At 72.2% G+C, this 18455-nt stretch carries 14 protein-coding genes; 9 read left to right on the top strand and 5 right to left on the bottom strand.

Annotated features, from left to right (window positions below; translation table 11 throughout):
• The first annotated feature begins 4 nt into the window (after nt 1-4).
• On the top strand, nt 5-1168 hold the full coding sequence (locus EF879_RS08760; protein WP_123556548.1) for an MBL fold metallo-hydrolase: 1164 nt from the start codon (nt 5-7) through the stop codon (nt 1166-1168).
• 15 nt (nt 1169-1183) lie between these two features.
• On the opposite strand, the gene EF879_RS08755 is transcribed toward EF879_RS08760, so the two are convergent.
• Nucleotides 1184-2650, bottom strand: a complete 1467-nt coding sequence (locus tag EF879_RS08755; protein WP_233604320.1) for an APC family permease — start codon at nt 2648-2650, stop codon at nt 1184-1186.
• A gap of 278 nt (nt 2651-2928) precedes the next feature.
• Between EF879_RS08755 and EF879_RS08750 the strand changes: the two genes are divergently transcribed.
• Complete coding sequence (locus EF879_RS08750) at nt 2929-3588, top strand: GPP34 family phosphoprotein (RefSeq protein WP_123556544.1); 660 nt, start codon at nt 2929-2931, stop codon at nt 3586-3588.
• Between the two features lie 42 nt (nt 3589-3630).
• Here EF879_RS08750 and EF879_RS08745 read toward each other — a convergent pair whose 3' ends face one another.
• Nucleotides 3631-5619 (bottom strand): primary-amine oxidase, encoded by a 1989-nt coding sequence (locus tag EF879_RS08745; protein ID WP_123556542.1) that lies wholly within the window; start codon nt 5617-5619, stop codon nt 3631-3633.
• 183 nt (nt 5620-5802) lie between these two features.
• Between EF879_RS08745 and EF879_RS08740 the strand changes: the two genes are divergently transcribed.
• The 7 genes from EF879_RS08740 (at nt 5803) to EF879_RS08710 (ending at nt 14986) form a co-directional block, all read left to right on the top strand.
• The gene (locus EF879_RS08740) at nt 5803-8217 is read left to right on the top strand and encodes a Tex family protein (protein WP_123556540.1); all 2415 of its coding nucleotides are present in this window, start codon (nt 5803-5805) and stop codon (nt 8215-8217) included.
• A 274-nt stretch (nt 8218-8491) separates the two neighbouring features.
• Nucleotides 8492-9220: a response regulator transcription factor gene (locus EF879_RS08735; protein WP_123556539.1), complete on the top strand. Its 729-nt coding sequence runs from the start codon at nt 8492-8494 to the stop codon at nt 9218-9220.
• Nucleotides 9217-10893 carry a cell wall metabolism sensor histidine kinase WalK gene (locus tag EF879_RS08730; protein ID WP_123556536.1) on the top strand — a complete coding sequence of 559 codons (1677 nt, stop codon included), beginning with the start codon at nt 9217-9219 and terminating at the stop codon, nt 10891-10893. Before EF879_RS08735 ends, EF879_RS08730 begins: the two co-directional genes overlap by 4 nt.
• 218 nt (nt 10894-11111) lie before the next feature.
• Nucleotides 11112-12245, top strand: a complete 1134-nt coding sequence (locus tag EF879_RS08725) for a DegT/DnrJ/EryC1/StrS aminotransferase family protein (protein ID WP_123556534.1) — start codon at nt 11112-11114, stop codon at nt 12243-12245.
• Nucleotides 12242-13033: a sugar transferase gene (locus EF879_RS08720; protein WP_305036041.1), complete on the top strand. Its 792-nt coding sequence runs from the start codon at nt 12242-12244 to the stop codon at nt 13031-13033. The genes EF879_RS08725 and EF879_RS08720 overlap by 4 nt, the downstream gene beginning before the upstream one ends.
• Nucleotides 13030-13674 (top strand): acetyltransferase, encoded by a 645-nt coding sequence (locus EF879_RS08715; RefSeq protein ID WP_123556532.1) that lies wholly within the window; start codon nt 13030-13032, stop codon nt 13672-13674. The genes EF879_RS08720 and EF879_RS08715 overlap by 4 nt, the downstream gene beginning before the upstream one ends.
• A gap of 76 nt (nt 13675-13750) precedes the next feature.
• A complete protein-coding gene (locus EF879_RS08710; RefSeq protein WP_123556530.1) occupies nt 13751-14986 on the top strand; it encodes a glycosyltransferase in 1236 nt (411 codons plus the stop codon).
• A gap of 111 nt (nt 14987-15097) precedes the next feature.
• Here the strand turns inward: EF879_RS08710 and wecB are convergent, their stop codons facing one another.
• The 3 genes from wecB to EF879_RS08695 are packed head-to-tail and all read right to left on the bottom strand — an operon-like array spanning nt 15098 to nt 18422.
• Nucleotides 15098-16252 carry a non-hydrolyzing UDP-N-acetylglucosamine 2-epimerase gene (gene wecB, locus EF879_RS08705; protein WP_123556528.1) on the bottom strand — a complete coding sequence of 385 codons (1155 nt, stop codon included), beginning with the start codon at nt 16250-16252 and terminating at the stop codon, nt 15098-15100.
• On the bottom strand, nt 16249-17385 hold the full coding sequence (locus EF879_RS08700) for an NAD-dependent epimerase/dehydratase family protein (protein WP_123556526.1): 1137 nt from the start codon (nt 17383-17385) through the stop codon (nt 16249-16251). The genes wecB and EF879_RS08700 overlap by 4 nt, the downstream gene beginning before the upstream one ends.
• Nucleotides 17382-18422 (bottom strand): polysaccharide biosynthesis protein, encoded by a 1041-nt coding sequence (locus EF879_RS08695; protein ID WP_123556524.1) that lies wholly within the window; start codon nt 18420-18422, stop codon nt 17382-17384. Before EF879_RS08695 ends, EF879_RS08700 begins: the two co-directional genes overlap by 4 nt.
• Nucleotides 18423-18455 lie beyond the last annotated feature (33 nt).

Below are 18455 nucleotides of genomic sequence, written 5' to 3'. Positions count from 1 at the left end.
CCGGATGCGGGCGAGACCGGGACAGCGCGGGGCGGCACCGGCCGCCGGCCGGACCCGCCGTCGGCGGTGGGCCCGGACGACGCTCGCGCTCGCCGCGCTCGCCGCGGCGGCGTGGGCGGTCCGGGACGTCCCGGCCGCCCTGGGCCGGGGTCCCCGGGGCGCCCGTGCCGACCGGGTCCAGCGCTCCCCGCACTTCGACGGCCGGACGTTCCGGAACCCGGTCACCACCCGCACCCTGCTCCCCGCTCCCGGCGGCGACGCGCTCCGCGAGCTGTTCCTCGGCGGCCGGGCCCGCCGGCCCGCCGGAGCCGTCCCGCTGGTCGTCCCGGATTCCGCCGCGCCCACGTCGGCCACCGCTGACGAACTCGCCGTCGTCTGGTACGGCCACGCCTCCGCCCTGATCGAGGTCGAGGGCCGCCGGGTCCTCGTCGACCCGGTCTGGAGCGAGCGGTGTTCCCCGTCGGCCCGGATCGGACCCCGGCGGCTGCACCCGGTGCCGGTGCCGCTGGAGCGTCTCCCGCGGCTCGACGCGGTCCTGATCTCGCACGACCACTACGACCACCTGGACATGGCGACGGTCCGGGCCCTGCGCCGGGACCAGACCGCGCCCTTCCTGGTGCCGCTCGGCGTCGGCGCCCACCTGGAGCACTGGGGAGTGCCGGCGGAGCGGATCGTCGAGCTGGACTGGGGGGACGCGGTCACCGTCGCCGGCCTGGAGATCGTCGCCACCCCGGCCCGGCACTTCTCCGGACGCGCGTTCCGCCGCGACCGCACCCTCTGGAGCTCCTGGGTGGTCGCCGGTCGGACCCGCCGGGTCTTCTGCTCGGGCGACTCCGGCTACTTCGACGGGTACGCCCGGATCGGCGACCGCCACGGGCCGTTCGACGTCACGCTGATGCAGGTGGGCGCCTACTCCGCCGCCTGGCCGAACGTGCACATGCTCCCCGAGGAGGCGATCACCGCCCACCGCGACCTCCGGGGCGACCTGCTCCTTCCGGTGCACTGGGCGACCTTCACCCTCGCCCCGCACGGCTGGGCCGACCCGGTCGACCGGCTCTGTCGGGCGGCGCGGGACCGGGGCGTCCGGCTGGTGGTTCCCCGCCCCGGCGAGCGGGTGGTGGTCGACCACCCGCCGCCGGTGGACGGTTGGTGGCGGGCGCTCGGCTGAGCACGCCCGTCCCGGTCAGCGGACCAGCGCCAGCGCCGGGTCGTCGGTGGGAAGCGGCTCGGCCGGACCCCGACCGACGGCGGCGTACACGGCCGGGCGGGTGGCGCGGAGCACCAGTCCCCAGCCGAACCCGACCGCCCCGGCGAGCACGCTGACCCCCGGCAGCAGCCAGGCCAGGTAGTCCGGGTTCTCCGGGGCCAGCAGCGCGTCGAAGTTGACCACCAGGACGGCCAGCACACCGAAGAGCAGCACCGTGGCGAGCCCCGGGGCGATCGCGCGCTGCCAGCGACTGACCCCGGGCTCCGGCCGCTTCCGGAAGAACCCGACCACCGCGGCCGAGGTCAGGGTCATCAGCAGCACCACCCCCACCGCGGCGACCCCGCTGAGCCAGGTGAAGAGGTCGAGCACCGGATCGCGGCCGGTGAGAACGAAGGCGAGCACCACCCCGACGGCCAGCACCGTCTGGGTCAGCGAGCCGGCCACCGGAGCACCCGTGCGGATCCCGGTCCGGCTCAGGTACGCCGGCAGCACCCGTTCCCGGCCCAGGGCGAAGAGGTAGCGGGCGACCCCGTTGTGGAAGGAGAGCAGGGCGGCGAGGACCGAGGTGACGAAGAGGAGGTACGCCACGTCGGCGATGGTGGCGTTGGCGTACTTGGTGAGGGTGTCGAAGACGACGCCGGGGCCGGCCTCGGCCGAGGCGGCCTGGGCGTTGTCCGGACCGGTGACGACGGTGAGAGCCCAGGCGGAGAGGGCGTAGAAGCCGCCGGTAAAGGCCACCGCGACGTAGGTGGCCCGGGCCACGGTACGACGGGGGTCCCGGACCTCCTCGCTGTAGATCGCCCCGGACTCGAAGCCGGTGAAGGAGGCGATGCCCAGCGCCAGCACGGCGCCCAGCCCGGCCCCGAAGAGGTTGCCGGGGTCCAGTCCGGCGAGGCTGATCGTGCCGCCGGCCGGATTACCGAGCGAGACCAGGTCGAAGACGACGACGGCGAGGCACTCCAGCACGAGCAGGACCGCCAACACCGTGGCGTTGAGATCGACCTGCAGCACCCCGAGCACCGCGACCAGGATCAGCCCGAGCAGCGCCCAGACCCACCAGGGCTGCGTCACGCCGAACTTGTCGGCGAGGAAGTCTCCGACGATCGAGCCGAAGAGACCGTACAGACCGATCTGGATCGCGTTGTACGCCGCCAGCGCCATGAACGAGCCGGCGACCCCGCCCGCCCGGCCGAGACCGTTGGCGATGTACGAGTAGAAGGCGCCGGCGTTGGAAACGAAGCGGCTCATCGCCGCGTAGCCGACGGCGAAGACGGCCAGCACCGCCGCGAGGAGCACATAGGACAGCGCCCCGCCGACGTTGCCGCTGACGGCGTACATGGTGGTGACGCCGCCGCCGAGCACGGTCAGGGGCGCGGACGCGGCGACCGTGAAGAACACGAGGTGCACGGTGCCCAGGCGGCCCTGACGTAGGCGAGATTCCACAGGGGAACTGGATGACATGGTCGATCTCTCTCGGTATGAGGGGACGAGAAAGGTATTGCGCTGGTGCCGTCCGGCCGATGGCCGGGTTTGCCCATTCACGGACAAACACCGGAGAGATTAGGGGTGATCACCGGCTGCGACAAGAGATCGACCACTCATGATCTTGAGTGACCCAGGGCACGTGCGGGTTGAACGGAATGTGCCCATGGCGTACCGTCCACCCTCGACAATGCACGCCGACCGACCCGGCACGTCAGCCGGCCGGCCAAGGATGATGGATGACCAGATATCCCGGCCAACCAACGGAGCGGTTGGCCGACGAGCTCTTTCTGATTGCGCACGACGACTACAGCGGAAAGGCCCTCGCCGCCGCCGTCCTGGTGGATTCCGCCCTGGCGGGCGCCGTCATCGGCGAACTCCTCTTCGACCGGCGGATCACACTGGTCCGCTCCCAGTTGTACGTCGCCGACGACCGGGCCTGGCAGGAGCCGGTGACCGACCGCGCGCTCGGGGAGATGGTGCGGCGCGGTGATGGCCATCCGGTACGTTCCTGGCTGGAGTTCCTCGCCCCTCGGATCCGTGATTACGTCGGCGACCGACTGGCCAGCGCGGGCGCGGTCCGCCGGACGACGGTCCGCGGCCTCAACCTGCGCACCAGCGTGCGCTGGCCCGGGCTCGATCCCAACCGGGTCGCCCGGCCCCGGGTGCGGCTCAACGCCATCCTGGAACGCTCCGACCAGCCGTTGGACCCCCGGACCGCGACGCTCGCCGGGCTGGTCCAGTCCGCGGGGCTGCTGCGGGCGTTGACCCCGACCAACCGGTCGGCGATGGCCAGCCGGATCGACGCCGCCCGCCGGCTGCTCCCCCCGGAACTCCGCGACCTGCTCAACGCCGTCGACTCGGCCGTGGCGGCCAGCACGGTGACGGTACGCCGGTAGCGGCCCTCCCCCGCCCGCCAGGGAAGGGCCGCACCGCGTACGTCAGTGGCAGCCGCCCGGGTCGGCGTGGGGATCGCCGTCGCCCGACGCGCAGTGCGCCGCCGTGCCCGCCGGCACGTCGAGCGTGGGGTTGCGGTCGAAGAAGCCGTCCGGGCGCAGCGTGAAGCCGCAGCGGTCCACCGGCATCACCGGCCACTCCTCCGGGCGGGGGAAGTGCGTGGTGCCGAAGGTGTGCCAGAGGACGATGTCCTCACCGTCGATCGGCCGGTCGGCCGCCGCGTACGCCGGCAGCCCGGCACCACCCGGATGCTGGTTGACCAGGTCGCCCGCCGGGTACCGCTCGGCCGGGTCGTACCGGGTGACCCAGAGGCTGTGCGTCGCGAAGCCGGCCCGGCGGGCCACGGACGAGTGGGGATCGGCCAGCAGCACCGTCGATCCCTCCGGCCGCAGCAGGTAGCCGACCGGCCGGCCGAGCCGGTTGCGCCGCTCCGGATTGGAGATCCGCCACACCCGACCGACCCGGGCGTCGGCGTCGCGTGCCCCCTCGGACTCCCGGGTCAACCGGGTCGCCACCCGGGTGAAGGCGTTGCCGTACGGGTTCTCCGGGCCGATCGGCAGCGCCCGGACGTCGAGTTCGTCCACGGCGTTGCGGACCCCGTCCACCGTCATGTCCAGCCGGACGCTGAACAGGTGCTGGTGGTACGGCGCACCGAGCCCCGGGGCGACCTCGGCGGCGTAGGCGCTGTCCTGCCGGTACGCCGAGGTGAAGAGGACCCCGGTCAGCTTCACCTCCAGCTCGATGGTGCCGTCGAGGTAGAGGTACCAGTAGAAGCCGTAGTCGTAGTTGCCGACGGTGACGAACGAGGAGACGACCAACCGCCGCTGCCGGCGGGTCTCGGCGGCCTCGGTGAAGAGGTCGGTGTGCTTCCAGAGCACGCCGTAGTCCTCCTCGTGCATGCAGATCGCGTTGCGGACCTCGCGCGGCTGGCCGTCGCCGTCAGCGAGCACCGCGTCGAAGTAGTAGATCTCCCCAAGACAGTCGCAGCCGAGCACCAGGGAGTTCACCTGGTTCCCGAGGAGGTACTCCCCGGCGTCGAAGTAGTTCTGCCAGTAGCGGACCGGGCTCGGGTCGGCGTACGGCACCACCATCTCGGCGATCGACGCCCGGTAGACCACCGGCCGTTCCCGATCGCCGTCGCGGATGGTGAGCTGGTACAGCACCAGCCCCTCGCGCGGGTCGAACCCGATCCGAAAACTCCAGTTCTCCCAGCGCACGACGTCGCCGTCGACAGAGAAGCTGGGCCCCTCGGGCTGGGTGATCGCGATCGGCTTCAGGCTGGTCCGGGCCGGTCCGACGTACGCCGGGTCGTCGAAGTTGCCCTCCTCGCGCGGCACCGGGAGCAGTTCGTGGTCGATCAGCTCGGTGACCCGGCGCTCGATGAGGTCGACGTACGCGACCACGCCGTCGATGGGATGCGCCCAGCAGTGGTCCTCGGGCCGGTGGGCCAGGAAGGAGAGAACCCGCAGCAGCCGCCGCCCCCGCTCACCGGGGAGGTCGAAGTTTCCGGCCGAGAGCGGGCAGGGCCGGACCAGGTCCAGGTCGGTGATGCCGCGGCGTTCCATCGCCGCCCGCCAGCCCGGGTCGGCCTTGACGATCTCGTCGACCGCCGCGAACTCCTCCAGCATCACCGGCGGCTGCCCGTCGCGGCCGGGATCGTGGCGTACCACCGAGCGGATCTCGCCGTGGGTCAGCGAGGCGACCACGGTCCGGGCCTCCCCGGTGGCGACGTCGAGCAGCACCGCGCGTACCTGGCGGTCCACCTCGTCGCCCGGGGTGTACGCCAGCACCACCTCCTTCGGCGGCTCCTCCAGGGCCAGCAGGGCGAACCGAACGGTCGGTCCGAGCAGGTCGTGCCGGTCGAGCAGCGCCCGGGCGGCCCGGATCTCGTCGGCGGTCAGTCGGGCCAGCGGGTGTACGGCGGCAGCGCCCGCACCGGAGCCGGCAGGCCGGTCGTCGGCCAGAAGCGTCATGATGTCCTCGTCGCGTCACAGAACGGTCTCAGGTCGGTCGGTCGATGGACCGGATGGGTCGGACTCGATCCGTCGAGCCGATGCCGACCTAACCCGAATCACTCTCGGTTGTCCAGAGCCGACGGCGGGTATATCCGCTCTGCCCGGCCACCGTCCCGGGGCGACGCCGGGGCGTGCGGCACAATGCTCGGCGGAACGACCAGTGGGAGAAGGCGGATCAGGACCGTGACAACCTCTGTACAGCCCCGCCCGGTACACGAGCGGATCGCCGACGAACTCGGCGTCCACGAGCGGCAGGTACGGGCCGCCATCGAACTGCTCGACGGCGGGGCGACCGTGCCGTTCATCGCCCGGTACCGCAAGGAGGTGACCGGCTCCCTCGACGACGCACAGCTGCGTACCCTGGAGGAGCGGCTCCGCTACCTGCGGGAACTGGACGAACGGCGGGCCGCGATCCTGGAGTCGATCCGCGCCCAGGGCAAGCTCGACGAGGCTCTGGAAGCGCAGATCATGGCGGCCGACACGAAGGCCCGGCTGGAGGACATCTACCTGCCCTACAAGCCGAAGCGGCGAACCAAGGCGCAGATCGCCCGGGAGGCGGGGCTGGAGCCGCTGGCCGACACGCTGCTCGCCGACCCGACCCAGGACCCGCGGACCGTCGCCGCCGGCTTCGTGAACCCGGACGCCGGGGTGGCGGACGCGACCGCCGCGCTGGACGGGGCCCGGGCCATCCTGGTCGAGCGCTTCGCCGAGGACGCCGACCTGATCGGCGCGCTGCGGGAGCAGATGTGGTCGCGGGGCCGGCTGGTCTCGAAGGTCCGCGAGGGGCAGGAGGAGGCCGGAGCCAAGTTCGCCGACTACTTCGACTTCGCCGAGCCGTTCACCCGGATGCCCTCGCACCGGATCCTGGCGATGTTCCGGGGCGAGAAGGAGGGGGTCCTCGACCTCACCCTCGACCCGGAGGATGCGCCGGCGCCGGAGGGCGTACCGGTTGGACCGTCCCAGTACGAGCTGCAGATCGCTGCCCGGTTCGGCATCGCCGACCAGGGCCGGCCGGCTGACCGCTGGCTCGCCGACACGGTCCGCTGGGCCTGGCGGACCCGGATCCTCATCCACCTCGGCGCGGACCTGCGGATGCGGCTCTGGCAGGCGGCCGAGGACGAGGCGGTCCGGGTCTTCGCGGCCAACCTGCGGGACCTGCTGCTCGCCGCCCCGGCCGGGAGCCGGCCGACGATGGGGCTGGACCCCGGGCTGCGGACCGGGGTGAAGGTGGCGGTGGTCGACGGCACCGGCAAGGTGGTGGCGACCGACACGATCTATCCGCACGAGCCGCGCCGGCAGTGGGACACGTCGATCGCGACGCTGGCGGCGCTGGCACGGGCGCACCGGGTCGAGCTCATCGCGATCGGCAACGGTACGGCGAGCCGGGAGACCGACCGGCTCGCCGCCGACCTGATCCGCCGGCATCCCGAGCTGAACCTGACCAAGGTGATGGTCTCCGAGGCCGGGGCCTCGGTCTACTCCGCGAGCGAGTACGCCTCGCAGGAGCTACCCGACCTGGACGTCTCGCTGCGGGGCGCCGTCTCGATCGCCCGCCGACTCCAGGACCCGCTCGCCGAACTGGTCAAGATCGACCCGCGCTCCATCGGTGTCGGCCAGTACCAGCACGACCTCTCCGAGGTGAAGCTCTCCCGCTCACTCGACGCCGTCGTCGAGGACTGTGTGAACGCCGTCGGCGTGGACGTCAACACCGCCTCCGCGCCGCTGCTGAGCCGGGTCTCCGGGATCAGCGCCGGCCTCGCCGAGAACATCGTGCTGCACCGGAACGCCAACGGTCCGTTCCGGAACCGGCAGCAGCTCAAGCAGGTCCCCCGGCTCGGTCCGAAGGCGTTCGAGCAGTGCGCCGGCTTCCTGCGGATCCGGGACGGGGACGACCCGCTGGACGCCTCCAGCGTGCACCCCGAGGCGTACCCGGTGGTCCACCGGATCCTCGCCGCCACCGGGAGCGACATCTCGTCGCTGATCGGCAAGACGGCGGTGCTGCGCAAGCTGAGGCCCGCCGACTTCGTCGACGACACCTTCGGGCTGCCGACCGTCACCGACATCCTCCGGGAGCTGGAGAAGCCGGGTCGGGACCCGCGTCCGGCGTTCCGGACCGCCGCCTTCGCGGACGGGGTCGAAACACTCGCCGACCTCAAGCCGGGGATGCTGCTGGAGGGCGTGGTCACCAACGTGGCGGCGTTCGGGGCGTTCGTCGACGTCGGGGTGCACCAGGACGGCCTGGTGCACGTCTCGGCGATGTCCCGGACCTTCGTCAAGGACCCACGCGACGTGGTGAAGCCGGGCGACGTCGTCCGGGTGAAGGTGCTCGACGTGGACGTGCCGCGCAAGCGGATCTCGCTCACCCTGCGGCTGGAGGACGAGGTCGGGAGCGGGCAACGCCCGTCCGGCGGCGGGTCGGACCGGGGTACGCGCGGCGGCCAGCCCCGGCCGGGACGCGGCGGCCAGCCGTTCCGGCAGGGGGGTCGGAACGGCGCGGGCAGCTCCATCGGGGGCGGCGCGATGGCCGACGCCCTGCGCCGCGCCGGTCTGGTCTGAGCGACCCATCCCGCGCTCCCGTCGGCGGACGTCCGGCCGTACCGGCCCGAGCCGGTCGGACGTCCGCCGGCGGTTGCCGGCCGGCGGCAGCAGCGTCCGCGACCGCGCCCACGGTGGCGGCGTCCGCGATCGCACCACACCGTCCGTATGTACGTTTTCGCGAAACGTGTCGGCGACCGGCGGTGTCTGACGGCTTCTCCACGCCTCCTTCATCACTTCTTCACGACCGCACCGCTTCAATCGAGGCGGCCGGGAGCGGGCAGAATGGGGAAACGTGAGCGCGCGGATACTGGTCGCCGAGGACGACCCGAAACAGGCGAACCTGGTTCGGGTCTACCTCGAACGGGAGGGCCACAGTGTCCTGGTGGTCGGCGACGGCCGGTCCGCGCTGGAGCAGTGCCGGTCCCGCCGACCCGACCTGGCGATCCTCGACGTGATGATGCCGGTCGTGGACGGGCTCGACGTCTGCCGGATCCTGCGCGCCGAGTCCACCCTGCCGATCCTGCTGCTGACCGCCCGGACCACCGAGGACGACGTCCTGCTCGGGCTGGACATCGGCGCCGACGACTACGTGACCAAGCCGTACAGCCCACGCGAGCTCGCCGCCCGGGTACGGGCGCTGCTCCGCCGCGCCGGGGTGTTGAGCGCCGACAACCAGGCCGTGCTCCGGGTGGGTGACCTGGAGGTCGATCCCGGCCGGTTCGAGGTCCGGGTGGGCGGGCGCCCGGTCACCCTCACCGCGAAGGAGTTCGGCATCCTCGAGGTCCTGGCCCGCGAGCCGGGCCGCGTCTTCACCCGGGGCCAGATCATCGACCGCGCCTTCGGTTTCGACCACTACGTCCTGGAACGCACGGTCGACGCGCACGTGATGAACCTGCGCCGCAAGATCGAGGACGATCCGGCCGCGCCGCGGTACGTCCAGACCGTCTTCGGCCGCGGCTACCGGCTGGCGGAGCCGGCGGCCGACGCCCGCACCTCCACCGGGGCGGGTCCATCGCCGTGAGTTTCCGGTTCCGGGTGCTCGCCCTGGTGATGCTCGTCGCGGTCAGCGCGACCGCCGCCACCGCCTGGCTGATCCTGCGGGGCGCCGCCCAGCAGATCAACGCGCCGGACGACGCCGCCTCGGCACAGCTCGACCTGATCACCACCGAGCTCACCGACTACGCTCGCCGCCACGGCACGTGGGAGCGGGTCACCGGCCTGGTGGTCCAGTTGGGCCGGCGGACGGGCCAGCGGATCCACCTGGTCGCGGAGTCGGGCGCGGTGATCGTCGACACCGACACCGAGTCGGACCCGGATCGGCCGGTACGGCCGATCGGCGAGGTGAGCGCCCTGGTCAACCCGCGCCCGTCGCTGGACCTGACCGGCGCGGGCCGGAACGCGGCCACGGTCACGCTGAGGGCGATCAAGGACTACCGCGCGGGAGTACGCTTCGCCGCCTGCCTGACCCGCAACGGTGTGGAGGTCACCGCCGCGCCGGGGGCGTACGGGGTCCCGACGTTCACGGTCGCCGAAGAGGCGAGGGTGCCCCAGCCGACGCTCGACACCTGCGACGGCTATCTGCGCGAGCCGCCGGACGCGCTCGACGAGGACCGCCGGCGCGTGAAGGCCTGCCTCGCCTACACCGCCGAGCCGGACCGCGCCTGCCTGGCCCAGGCGTTCGCCGACCGGATCGACGGGGTGGCGCCGCCCCGGGCACGGGTCTTCGTCGGCGTCGGCGGGCGATCGCTGGTCCTCGGCCCGCTGCTGGCCGCCGCGGCCGGGGTCGCCGGGGTGGCGATCCTCGCGACGGCGGTGCTCAGCCACCGGGTGCTCCAGCCGATCAGCACCCTGACCGCCGCCTCCCAGCGCCTGGGCCGGGGCGACCTGACCAGCCGGGTGCCGGTGGAGGGGAATGACGAGCTGGCCATGCTGGCCCGCGCGTTCAACCGGATGGCCGATTCGCTGCAACGCGGGGAGGAACGGCAACGGCGCCTCATCGCCGACGTGGCACACGAGCTGCGGACGCCGCTGGCCAACCTGCGCGGCTACCTGGAGGCGCTCTCCGACGGGGTGATCAAGCCCGACCCGGACCTGTTCGCCTCCCTGTACGAGGAGGCGGTCCTGCAGCAACGCATCGTCGACGACCTCCAGGATCTCGCCCTGGCCGAGGCGGGGAGCCTGGCGTACCACCGGACCACGGTCGACCTCGCGGAGCTGCTGGAGACCTGCCACACGGCCCACCGGGCGGGCGCCGACGCCGCCGGCGTGTCGCTGACCGTCACCGCCGAGCCCGTGCTGGTGTACGCCGACCCGGACCGGATGCGGCAGGTGATCGGCAACCTGATCACGAACGCGCTCCGCGCCACCGGCCGGGGTGGCCGGATCACCCTCACCGCGGAACACACCGACGGCTCGGCCCTGGTCCGGGTCGAGGACACCGGTTCGGGCATCGCCCCCGAGGCGTTGCCGTACGTCTTCGACCGGTTCTGGCGGGCCGACTCGGCCCGGGGCCGGACGACCGGCGGGAGCGGGCTCGGCCTCGCCATCGTCCGGCAGATCGTCACCGACCACGGTGGGACGATCCGGGTCGCCAGCGCGCTCGGCGTCGGCACGACGTTCACCATCACCCTGCCGGTTGCCGGGCCGGGCCGAGACGGGCGAGCCACGCCCGACCCAGGTAACCCGACAGCGTAACCGGCGGTACGCGACCGCTGCCCGAATATCGCGACAACTCCGCGACCTGTCCGAATTCTCGCCGAACTCCCGGTAGAACCCTCTGGAGAGTCGTTAGAGCGGTAGTTGTCCCCGCTAGACGCTTTCATCCATATTTGAGAGTTTTTGTCGTGGAGGCGCTCCGTGAGTTCCCATCGGATCCAGCCCGTCCCGCTCCGCCCGGCGGGTGTGTCGACCCGATGACCGGCCCCGTACTGTTGTCGCCCCCGGACGTCGGGGCGCTCGAGGAGTCGTACGTCCTGCGGGCCCTCCGCTCGGGCTGGGTCGCGCCGGCCGGTCCGGAACTCGCCGAGTTCGAACGCGAGGTCGCCGCGCGGGTCGGCACCGGGCACGCGGTGGCGGTGAGCTCGGGGACCGCCGCGCTGCACCTCGCGCTGCTGGCGCTCGGCACCGGGCCCGGCGACGTGGTGCTGGTGCCCACCCTGACCTTCGCCGCGACCGCGAACGCGGTACGGTACACCGGCGCGGAGCCGGTCTTCGTCGACTGCGACCCGGCCACCGGCAACGTCGACGTGGCGCTGCTGGCCGACCTGCTCGACCGGCTCACCGCCGACGGCGAACGGGTCGCCGCCGTTATCCCGGTGGACCTGTTCGGCACGTGTGTCGACTACGCGAGTCTGCTGCCCCGCTGTGAGGCGGCGGGGGTGCCGGTGGTGGAGGACGCGGCGGAGGCGCTCGGGGCGACCTACCGGGGCCGGCCCGCCGGCTCCTTCGGCCGGGCCGCCGCCCTCTCGTTCAACGGAAACAAGATCATAACCACCTCGGGTGGCGGCATGCTGGTCTCCGACGACGCGGACCTGGTCGACCGGTGCCGGTACCTGGCGACCCAGGCCCGCCAGCCGGTGCTGCACTACGAGCACACCGAGATCGGCTACAACTACCGGCTCAGCAACGTGCTCGCCGCCCTCGGTCGGGCCCAGCTCTGCCGGCTGGACGCGATGATGGCCCGCCGGCGGGAGCTGCGCGAACGGTACGCCAAGCTGTTCGCCGCGGTTGGCGGCGTACGCCTGCTCGGCGACCACGATCCCGGGTCGAACTGCTGGCTCACCGTCGTCGTCGTCGACCCGGTCGAGGCCGGGTGGGACGTCATCGACCTCGCCGCCCACCTCCGGGCACGGCAGATCGAGACCCGACCGGTCTGGAAGCCCATGCACCTGCAACCGGTCTTCGCCTCGGCCCGGGCCGCGCTGACCGGCGCCGCCGCGCGGCTGTTCGCGCGGGGGCTCACCCTGCCCAGCGGCTCGGCCCTGACCGAGCCACAGATCAGCCGGGTCCTGGAGACGATCTCGGAGTTCCTGGAGGCCCGGCGGTGACGATCCAGCAGGAGACCGACGATCCCCGGCTGCGTCACCCCGGCCCGGCCCCGTCCAGGCCCGCCGACCGGGCCGGGTACGAGCGCAGCAAACGCCTCCTCGACCTGGTCATCGCCGTCGTGCTGCTGCTGCTCGCCGCGCCGGTGATGGCGGTGGTCGCCGTCGCGATCGCGGCGACGCTGGGCCGGCCGGTGCTGTTCCGGCAGGTCCGGCCCGGCCGGTACGGCGAGCTGTTCGAGCTGGTCAAGTTCCGGACCATGCGCCCGGTCGACCTCGCTGCCGGTGTGGTGAGCGACCGCGACCGTCTCTCCCGGCTCGGCCGCTGGCTCCGCTCCACCAGTCTCGACGAGCTGCCCACGCTCTGGAACGTGGTCCGCGGCGAGATGAGCCTGGTCGGTCCCCGCCCGCTGCTGGTCGAGTACCTGGACCGCTACACCCCGACCGAGGCCCGCCGACACGAGGTGCGCCCGGGCATCACCGGGTTGGCCCAGGTCCGGGGCCGCAACGAGTTGTCCTTCACCGAGCGGTTCCGCCACGACGTGTGGTACGTCGACAACCGGAGCCTCGCCCTGGACCTTCGCATCCTCGTCGAGACCGTCAGCGCCGTACTCCGCCGCCGGGGCATCACCGCACCGGGCTGCACCACCAGCCCGACGTTCACCGGCAGCGCCGTCGTGGCCGGGTACCCGGGCGGCGGCGACGGCGTCCCGATCGGTCCCGACGGCCGCGAGATCCGCATCGGTCCCGACGGCCGCGCCCACCCGCCGGCGGATCGGCTTTCCCGATGACCCTGGATCTCGTCATCGTGGGCTGTGGCGGGCACGGCCGGGAACTGCTGGACATCGCCCGCGCCGGCAACGCGACGGAGACCGGACCGCGGTGGCGGGTGCTCGGCTTCGTCGACGACCGGCCCTCGGAGCTGAACCGGAAGCGGCTGCACCGACTGGAGGTGCCGTTCCTCGGCACGATCGAGTGGCTACGGGAGGCGCCGCCGGAGACCCACGTCGCGCTCGGAATCGGCGATCCCCGGGTCCGGCGCGCCGTCGGGCAGCGGATCGACGGGTACGGCCTGCCGGTGGCGACCCTGGTGCATCCCGACGCGACGGTCGGGCCGGACCTCGTCGCCGGGGACGGCCTCGTGGTCTTCGCCGGCGCCCGGGTCACCACGAACGTCACGCTCGGCCGGCACGTGCACCTGAACCAGAACTCGACCGTCGCGCACGACTGCGTGCTGGGGGACTACGTCTCGGTCAACCCCCTCGCCGCCGTCTCCGGGGACTGCCGGCTGGAGTCGGGAGTGCTGATCGGCGCCGGCGCGGTGGTGCTCCAGGGCCGGCGGGTCGGCGCCGACGCGACCGTCGGCGCCAGCGCCTGTGTTGTCCGTGACGTACCGGCCGGTGCCGTCGTGAAGGGCGTGCCGGCCCGGTGACCCGGAGCCGGCCCTCGGTGTTGGGCAAGGCCGGCCGCGGGATGGCCGGACGGAGCAGATTGGCAGGTGGGTAGCGATGGCCGGGCTTCGGGTCTGCGTGTTGTTGAAGACCAACAGCGGCGGGCTGTGGATCATCCCGCAGGTGGAGGAGCTCCGCCGCCGCGGCCACGGGGTGACCGTGGTGCTCCCACCCGGTCCCGGGCGGCTCACCACCGAGCTGACCCGACGGGGCATCGAGGTCGTCGAGTCGCCCTTCGATTTCCGGTTCCGGCCCGGCCCCGGGACGGTGCGCGGGCTGTGGCGGCTACGCCGGCTCCTTCGCCAGCTGCGGCCGGACGTCCTCAACTACCACCTGTACGCGTCGGCGCTGGCCGCCCGTCTCGCCAGCGTGGGGATGTTGGTGGGCAGGGCACACATGGTGGCGGGTCCGCTGTACCTGGAGTCCCCGGTCATCCGGCCCGTCGAACGCCTGCTGTGGCGCATGGACGACGTGACGATCAGCTGTACCCGGCACATATCGCAGCTCTACGGTAAGCTCGGCTGCCCGGCCGAGCGCCGCCCGGTGATCCAGTACGGCATCGACACCGAGTACTTCGCCCCGAGCTGGGCCGCGGTGGAGCCGACCCGACGCGCCGCCGTGCACGCCGAGGCACGGGCGAAGGCCCGGGCGGAAATCGGCATCGACGAGCGGGATTTCCTGGTCGTCATGGTCGGGTACGTCTACCCGCCGAAGCGGCTCGCGCACAACGGACGCGGCATCAAGGGGCACGACACCCTGCTGGCCGCCTGGCAGACGTTCCACGCCCGGCATCCCCGAACACACCTGCTGCTGGTCGGCGAGGGATTCACCGACGCCGGCAAGCGGTACCGGGCCGAGCTTGTCCAGCGGTTCGGGGTGGACGCCGATCCGAGCGTCACCTGGCTGGGCTGGGTGCCGGACCTGCGCCCGTACTTCACCGCCGCCGACCTCAGTGTCACGCCCTCGCTGTCCGAGGGCAGCAACGGCGTGGTCCGGGAGGCCTCGGCGATGGGTGTGCCGAGCATCGTCAGCGACGCCGGTGGGCTGCCAGAGGCGGTCGACGAGCGCCAGGGCTGGGTGGTGCCGAGGGGCGACGTGGCGGCGCTGGCCGCGGCGCTCGAAGCGGCGTACCGCGAGTTCGGCACCGGCCAGCTCCGACACCGCGGCGAGTACGCCCGGCAGCGGGCGGTAGGGCTCTTCGACCGGGGGCCGGCCGCCGCCGAGGTGGCCGACGTCATCGAACGCCTCGGTGCCGGCGCCGCCGAGCGCCGCCGCCGAGGCGTCGAGAGCTGAACCACCCGGCGGGCGGTGATCGCCAGGTTGCCGTTGCCGTCTGGCCGCCGGTGCCGGGGGTACCGCGCCTTCTCAGGCCGGCGGGCACGGTGGCCGGCAACGCCAGCGGGGTCAGCGCCGGATACCCGCCCAGTCATGGTGGCGGCGGACGGTGGACAGGATGAAATCGACCACCCGACGGGAGGTGTCTGGGACGCGGTAGTCCGCGGGACAGGGAACGCCGGAGGCGCGTACCTGCTCTACCGCGACCGAGACCGCCTCGACAACGCCCCACGGATCCAGACCCGTCATGATGATGCCGCCGGCATCCAGCGCCTCGGGCCGCTCGATCGACTCGCGGAGGGTCACCGCCGGGAAGCCGAGAATCGCGGCCTCCTCACTGATCGTGCCGCTGTCCGAGAGCGTGCAGCGGGCCCGGGTCTGCAGATGTACGTAGTCGAAGAGCCCGAACGGCTCGTGAAACGCGACCCCGTCGAGCGCGATGGCGTCCCCGGTCAGCGCCTCCAACCGCTTGCGGGTGCGAGGATGGGTGGAGACCAGGACCGGTAGCTGCCAGGTGTCCCGCACCGCGCGGAGGCACTCCAGCAGCCGCCGCAGCCGATCCGGGTGGTCGACGTTCTCCTCCCGGTGCGCGCTGACCACGAAGTAGCCGTCCGGCTCCAGTTCGAGCTGGTCCAGGATGGTTGACCTGGCGATGTCGGCGCGGTAGTGCTCCAACACCTCCCGCATCGGCGAGCCGGTGTGCAGGATCCGGCGCGGATGCAGCCCTTCGGCGAGCAGGTTGCGCCGGGCGTGCTCGGTGTAGACCAGGTTGAAGTCGGAGACGTGGTCCACCAACCGCCGGTTCGTCTCCTCCGGCACGTTGAGGTCGAAACAGCGGTTGCCGGCCTCCATGTGGTAAACCGGGATCCGCATCCGCCGGGCCATCAGGGCGGCGATACAGCTGTTGGTGTCACCGAGCACCAGCAGCGCGTCCGGACGCAGCTCGTCGATGGCCTCCTCCACTCCGGTCAACACCCCCGCGAGTACCCGGCCGAGCGAGGAGGTGTCGACCCGAAGGAAGCGGTCGGGCTCGCGAAGCCGCAGCTCGGTGAAGAAGACCTCCGAAAGCTGCGGGTCCCAGTTCTGCCCGGTGTGCACGAGTATGTGATCGACGGTGCGGTCGAGCCGGTCCAGTACCCGCGACAGTCGGATGATCTCCGGTCGGGTGCCGACCACGGTCATCACCCGCGTCCCGGCCCGGCGGCCCGGCGCGACGCCGCTCATCCGAGCACCGCCGGAACCCGCACGTCGTCGGCCACCGGCTCCGGATAGGTGTCCGGGCGGGCCGGGTCGAAGAGTTCGTTGCTCCAGAACACCGTGATGAGTTCGCCGGTACCGGTGTTCGTGATGTTGTGCGCCCACATCGTCGGCATGTCCACCACCGCAGGCTCGTCGCCGGTGACCGCGAACCGGATCACCTCGGGGTACCCCACCCGGCGCAGCCTGATCTCGGCGGTGCCACGCAGCACCATGAACCGTTCCACCTTCGCCAGGTGGAAATGCTCGCCCCGGACGACCCCCGGGTGGCTGCTGGAGCAGAAGGTCTGCCCGCCGCCACCGTGCGTCCGGACCGCTTCGACCAGTTCACCGCGCCGGTCGGCGTGCCGGCTCACCGGCATCGGGTAGTGCGTGGGAAAACAGTGCGAGCGATAGGTATTGAAGAGCCGCACGGTGTGCCGATCCGTCAACGCCGGGATCTCGCCCGACCGGTACGTCTCCGCGATGTCGCGGAGCCGGTCCGCGAGCGCGCCCACGCCGATCCGCAGCCGGGGCATCTCGGGATCCCAGGCACCTTCCGCGGGGACGTCGAGCAGGCGGGCCGCGGCGTCGCCGACATGCACCAGGTCGAGTTCGCGGTCACGGTCGTGGACCTCGGGAACCCCGTTCTCGGCCAGGACGCGGCAGAACGTGGCGACCACCGAGTTGTAGTGCGGGCGGCCGTGCTCGCCAAAGAGGTTCGGCAGGCGCAGGTCGACGAAATCCGAGCCGAGCTGCGCGGTCGCCGCAGCCAGCGTCTCCGCCGCGACGGCCTTGGAGTCGCCGTACGGGGTGCCGTTCCCGGCCTGCACCGAATTGGCGTAGGCGACGGTCCGGGGCGGACGGTCGCACCGGCGCAGCGCCCGGGCCAGTGCCGCGGCCGCCTCCACGTTGCCGGTCGCCACGTCCGCCGGGTCACCCCGGTTGACCCCGGCCAGGTGCAGCACCCGCTGCACACCGTCGAGCTTCGCGGCGCTCGCCGCCGGATCGGTCAGCTCGGCGCGGCTCAGCCTGACCGGATCGGGCCAGCCGAGTGCCTTCACCAGGACCCTGACGTGCCAGCCGAGAAAGCCGCCGGCACCGGTCAGTGCCAGCCTCATGGCGCGAACGCGGGGTCGCGGGCGGACAGCTCGGCACGTACCTCGGGGAGGGTGAGCAGCAGCTCCACGATCTCCGGAACGCCGAGCCGGGGCGCGTTGGCCGAGGTGAAGTCGTCCCCGTCCAGCCCGTCCGGGTCCCCCTGGGAGACGTACAGGGCGTAGTTGAGATCACGGTCGTCGACCGGCACCCGGAAGAAGTCCCCGAAGTCCTCCGCCCGGCTCAGCTCCTCGCGGCTGGCCAGTGTCTCGTGCAGCTTCTCACCGTGCCGTACCCCGATCAGGTCGAGCTTGGCCGGTACGTCGAAGAGCTGACATAGCGCCGCGGCAAGGTCCCCGACGGTGCAGGCGCTGGCCTTGCGAACGAAGATGTCGCCTGGCCGGGCGTGCTGGAACGCGTGCTCGACCAGCTCGACCGATTCCGCCAGCGACATCAGGAACCGAGTCATCATCGGGTTGGTGACCGTCGGCGCTCGACCGGCCTTGATCTGTTCGATGAAGAGCGGGATCACCGAACCACGGGAGAACATCACGTTGCCGTACCGGACGCTGCAGACGACGGTGCCGCTGTCCCGGTTGCTCCGGGCGTGCGCCTGGGCGACCTTTTCCATCAGCGCCTTCGTCATGCCCATGGCGTTGACCGGGTACACGGCCTTGTCGGTACCGAGCATGACCACCGAGGTGACCCCGTTACGCTCGGCGGCCTCGACCACGTTGGCACTGCCCAGGACGTTGGTCGAGACGGCTTCCAGGGGAAAGAACTCACAGGACGGGACCTGCTTGAGCGCGGCCGCGTGGAAGACAAGGTTCACGCCCCGGGTCGCCCGCAGCACGGTGTCCCGGTCGCGTACGTCACCGACGTAGTAGCGGATCCGGTCGTCGCAGAGCAGCCGTCGCATGGCGTCCTGTTTGGCCTCGTCACGGCTGAGCACCCGGACCTCGGACACGTCACGGTCGAGCAGCCGACGGACCATCGTCTGGCCGAAGGAACCGGTCCCCCCGGTGACAAGGACCCGCTGGCCAGCAAGATGAAAAGTCAACGTCGCTCCTCCTCGTCACTTGGTGGTGGTGGC

Origin of the sequence: Micromonospora sp. HM5-17, assembly GCF_003762835.1 — a bacterium.
In the GTDB taxonomy this organism is placed as follows: Bacteria; Actinomycetota; Actinomycetes; order Mycobacteriales; family Micromonosporaceae; genus Plantactinospora.
This window is presented reverse-complemented; position numbering and strand designations above follow the sequence as displayed.

Excerpts from the sequence above, each read along its gene's own strand:
- EF879_RS08725 (WP_123556534.1), top strand. The coding sequence starts at position 11,112 with ATGACCGGCCCCGTACTGTTGTCGCCCCCGGACGTCGGGGCGCTCGAG.
- EF879_RS08760 (WP_123556548.1), top strand. The coding sequence starts at position 5 with ATGCGGGCGAGACCGGGACAGCGCGGGGCGGCACCGGCCGCCGGCCGG.
- EF879_RS08740 (WP_123556540.1), top strand. The coding sequence starts at position 5,803 with ATGCTCGGCGGAACGACCAGTGGGAGAAGGCGGATCAGGACCGTGACA.
- EF879_RS08745 (WP_123556542.1), bottom strand. The coding sequence starts at position 5,619 with ATGACGCTTCTGGCCGACGACCGGCCTGCCGGCTCCGGTGCGGGCGCT.
- EF879_RS08715 (WP_123556532.1), top strand. The coding sequence starts at position 13,030 with ATGACCCTGGATCTCGTCATCGTGGGCTGTGGCGGGCACGGCCGGGAA.
- EF879_RS08710 (WP_123556530.1), top strand. The coding sequence starts at position 13,751 with ATGGCCGGGCTTCGGGTCTGCGTGTTGTTGAAGACCAACAGCGGCGGG.
- wecB (WP_123556528.1), bottom strand. The coding sequence starts at position 16,252 with ATGAGCGGCGTCGCGCCGGGCCGCCGGGCCGGGACGCGGGTGATGACC.
- EF879_RS08750 (WP_123556544.1), top strand. The coding sequence starts at position 2,929 with ATGACCAGATATCCCGGCCAACCAACGGAGCGGTTGGCCGACGAGCTC.
- EF879_RS08700 (WP_123556526.1), bottom strand. The coding sequence starts at position 17,385 with ATGAGGCTGGCACTGACCGGTGCCGGCGGCTTTCTCGGCTGGCACGTC.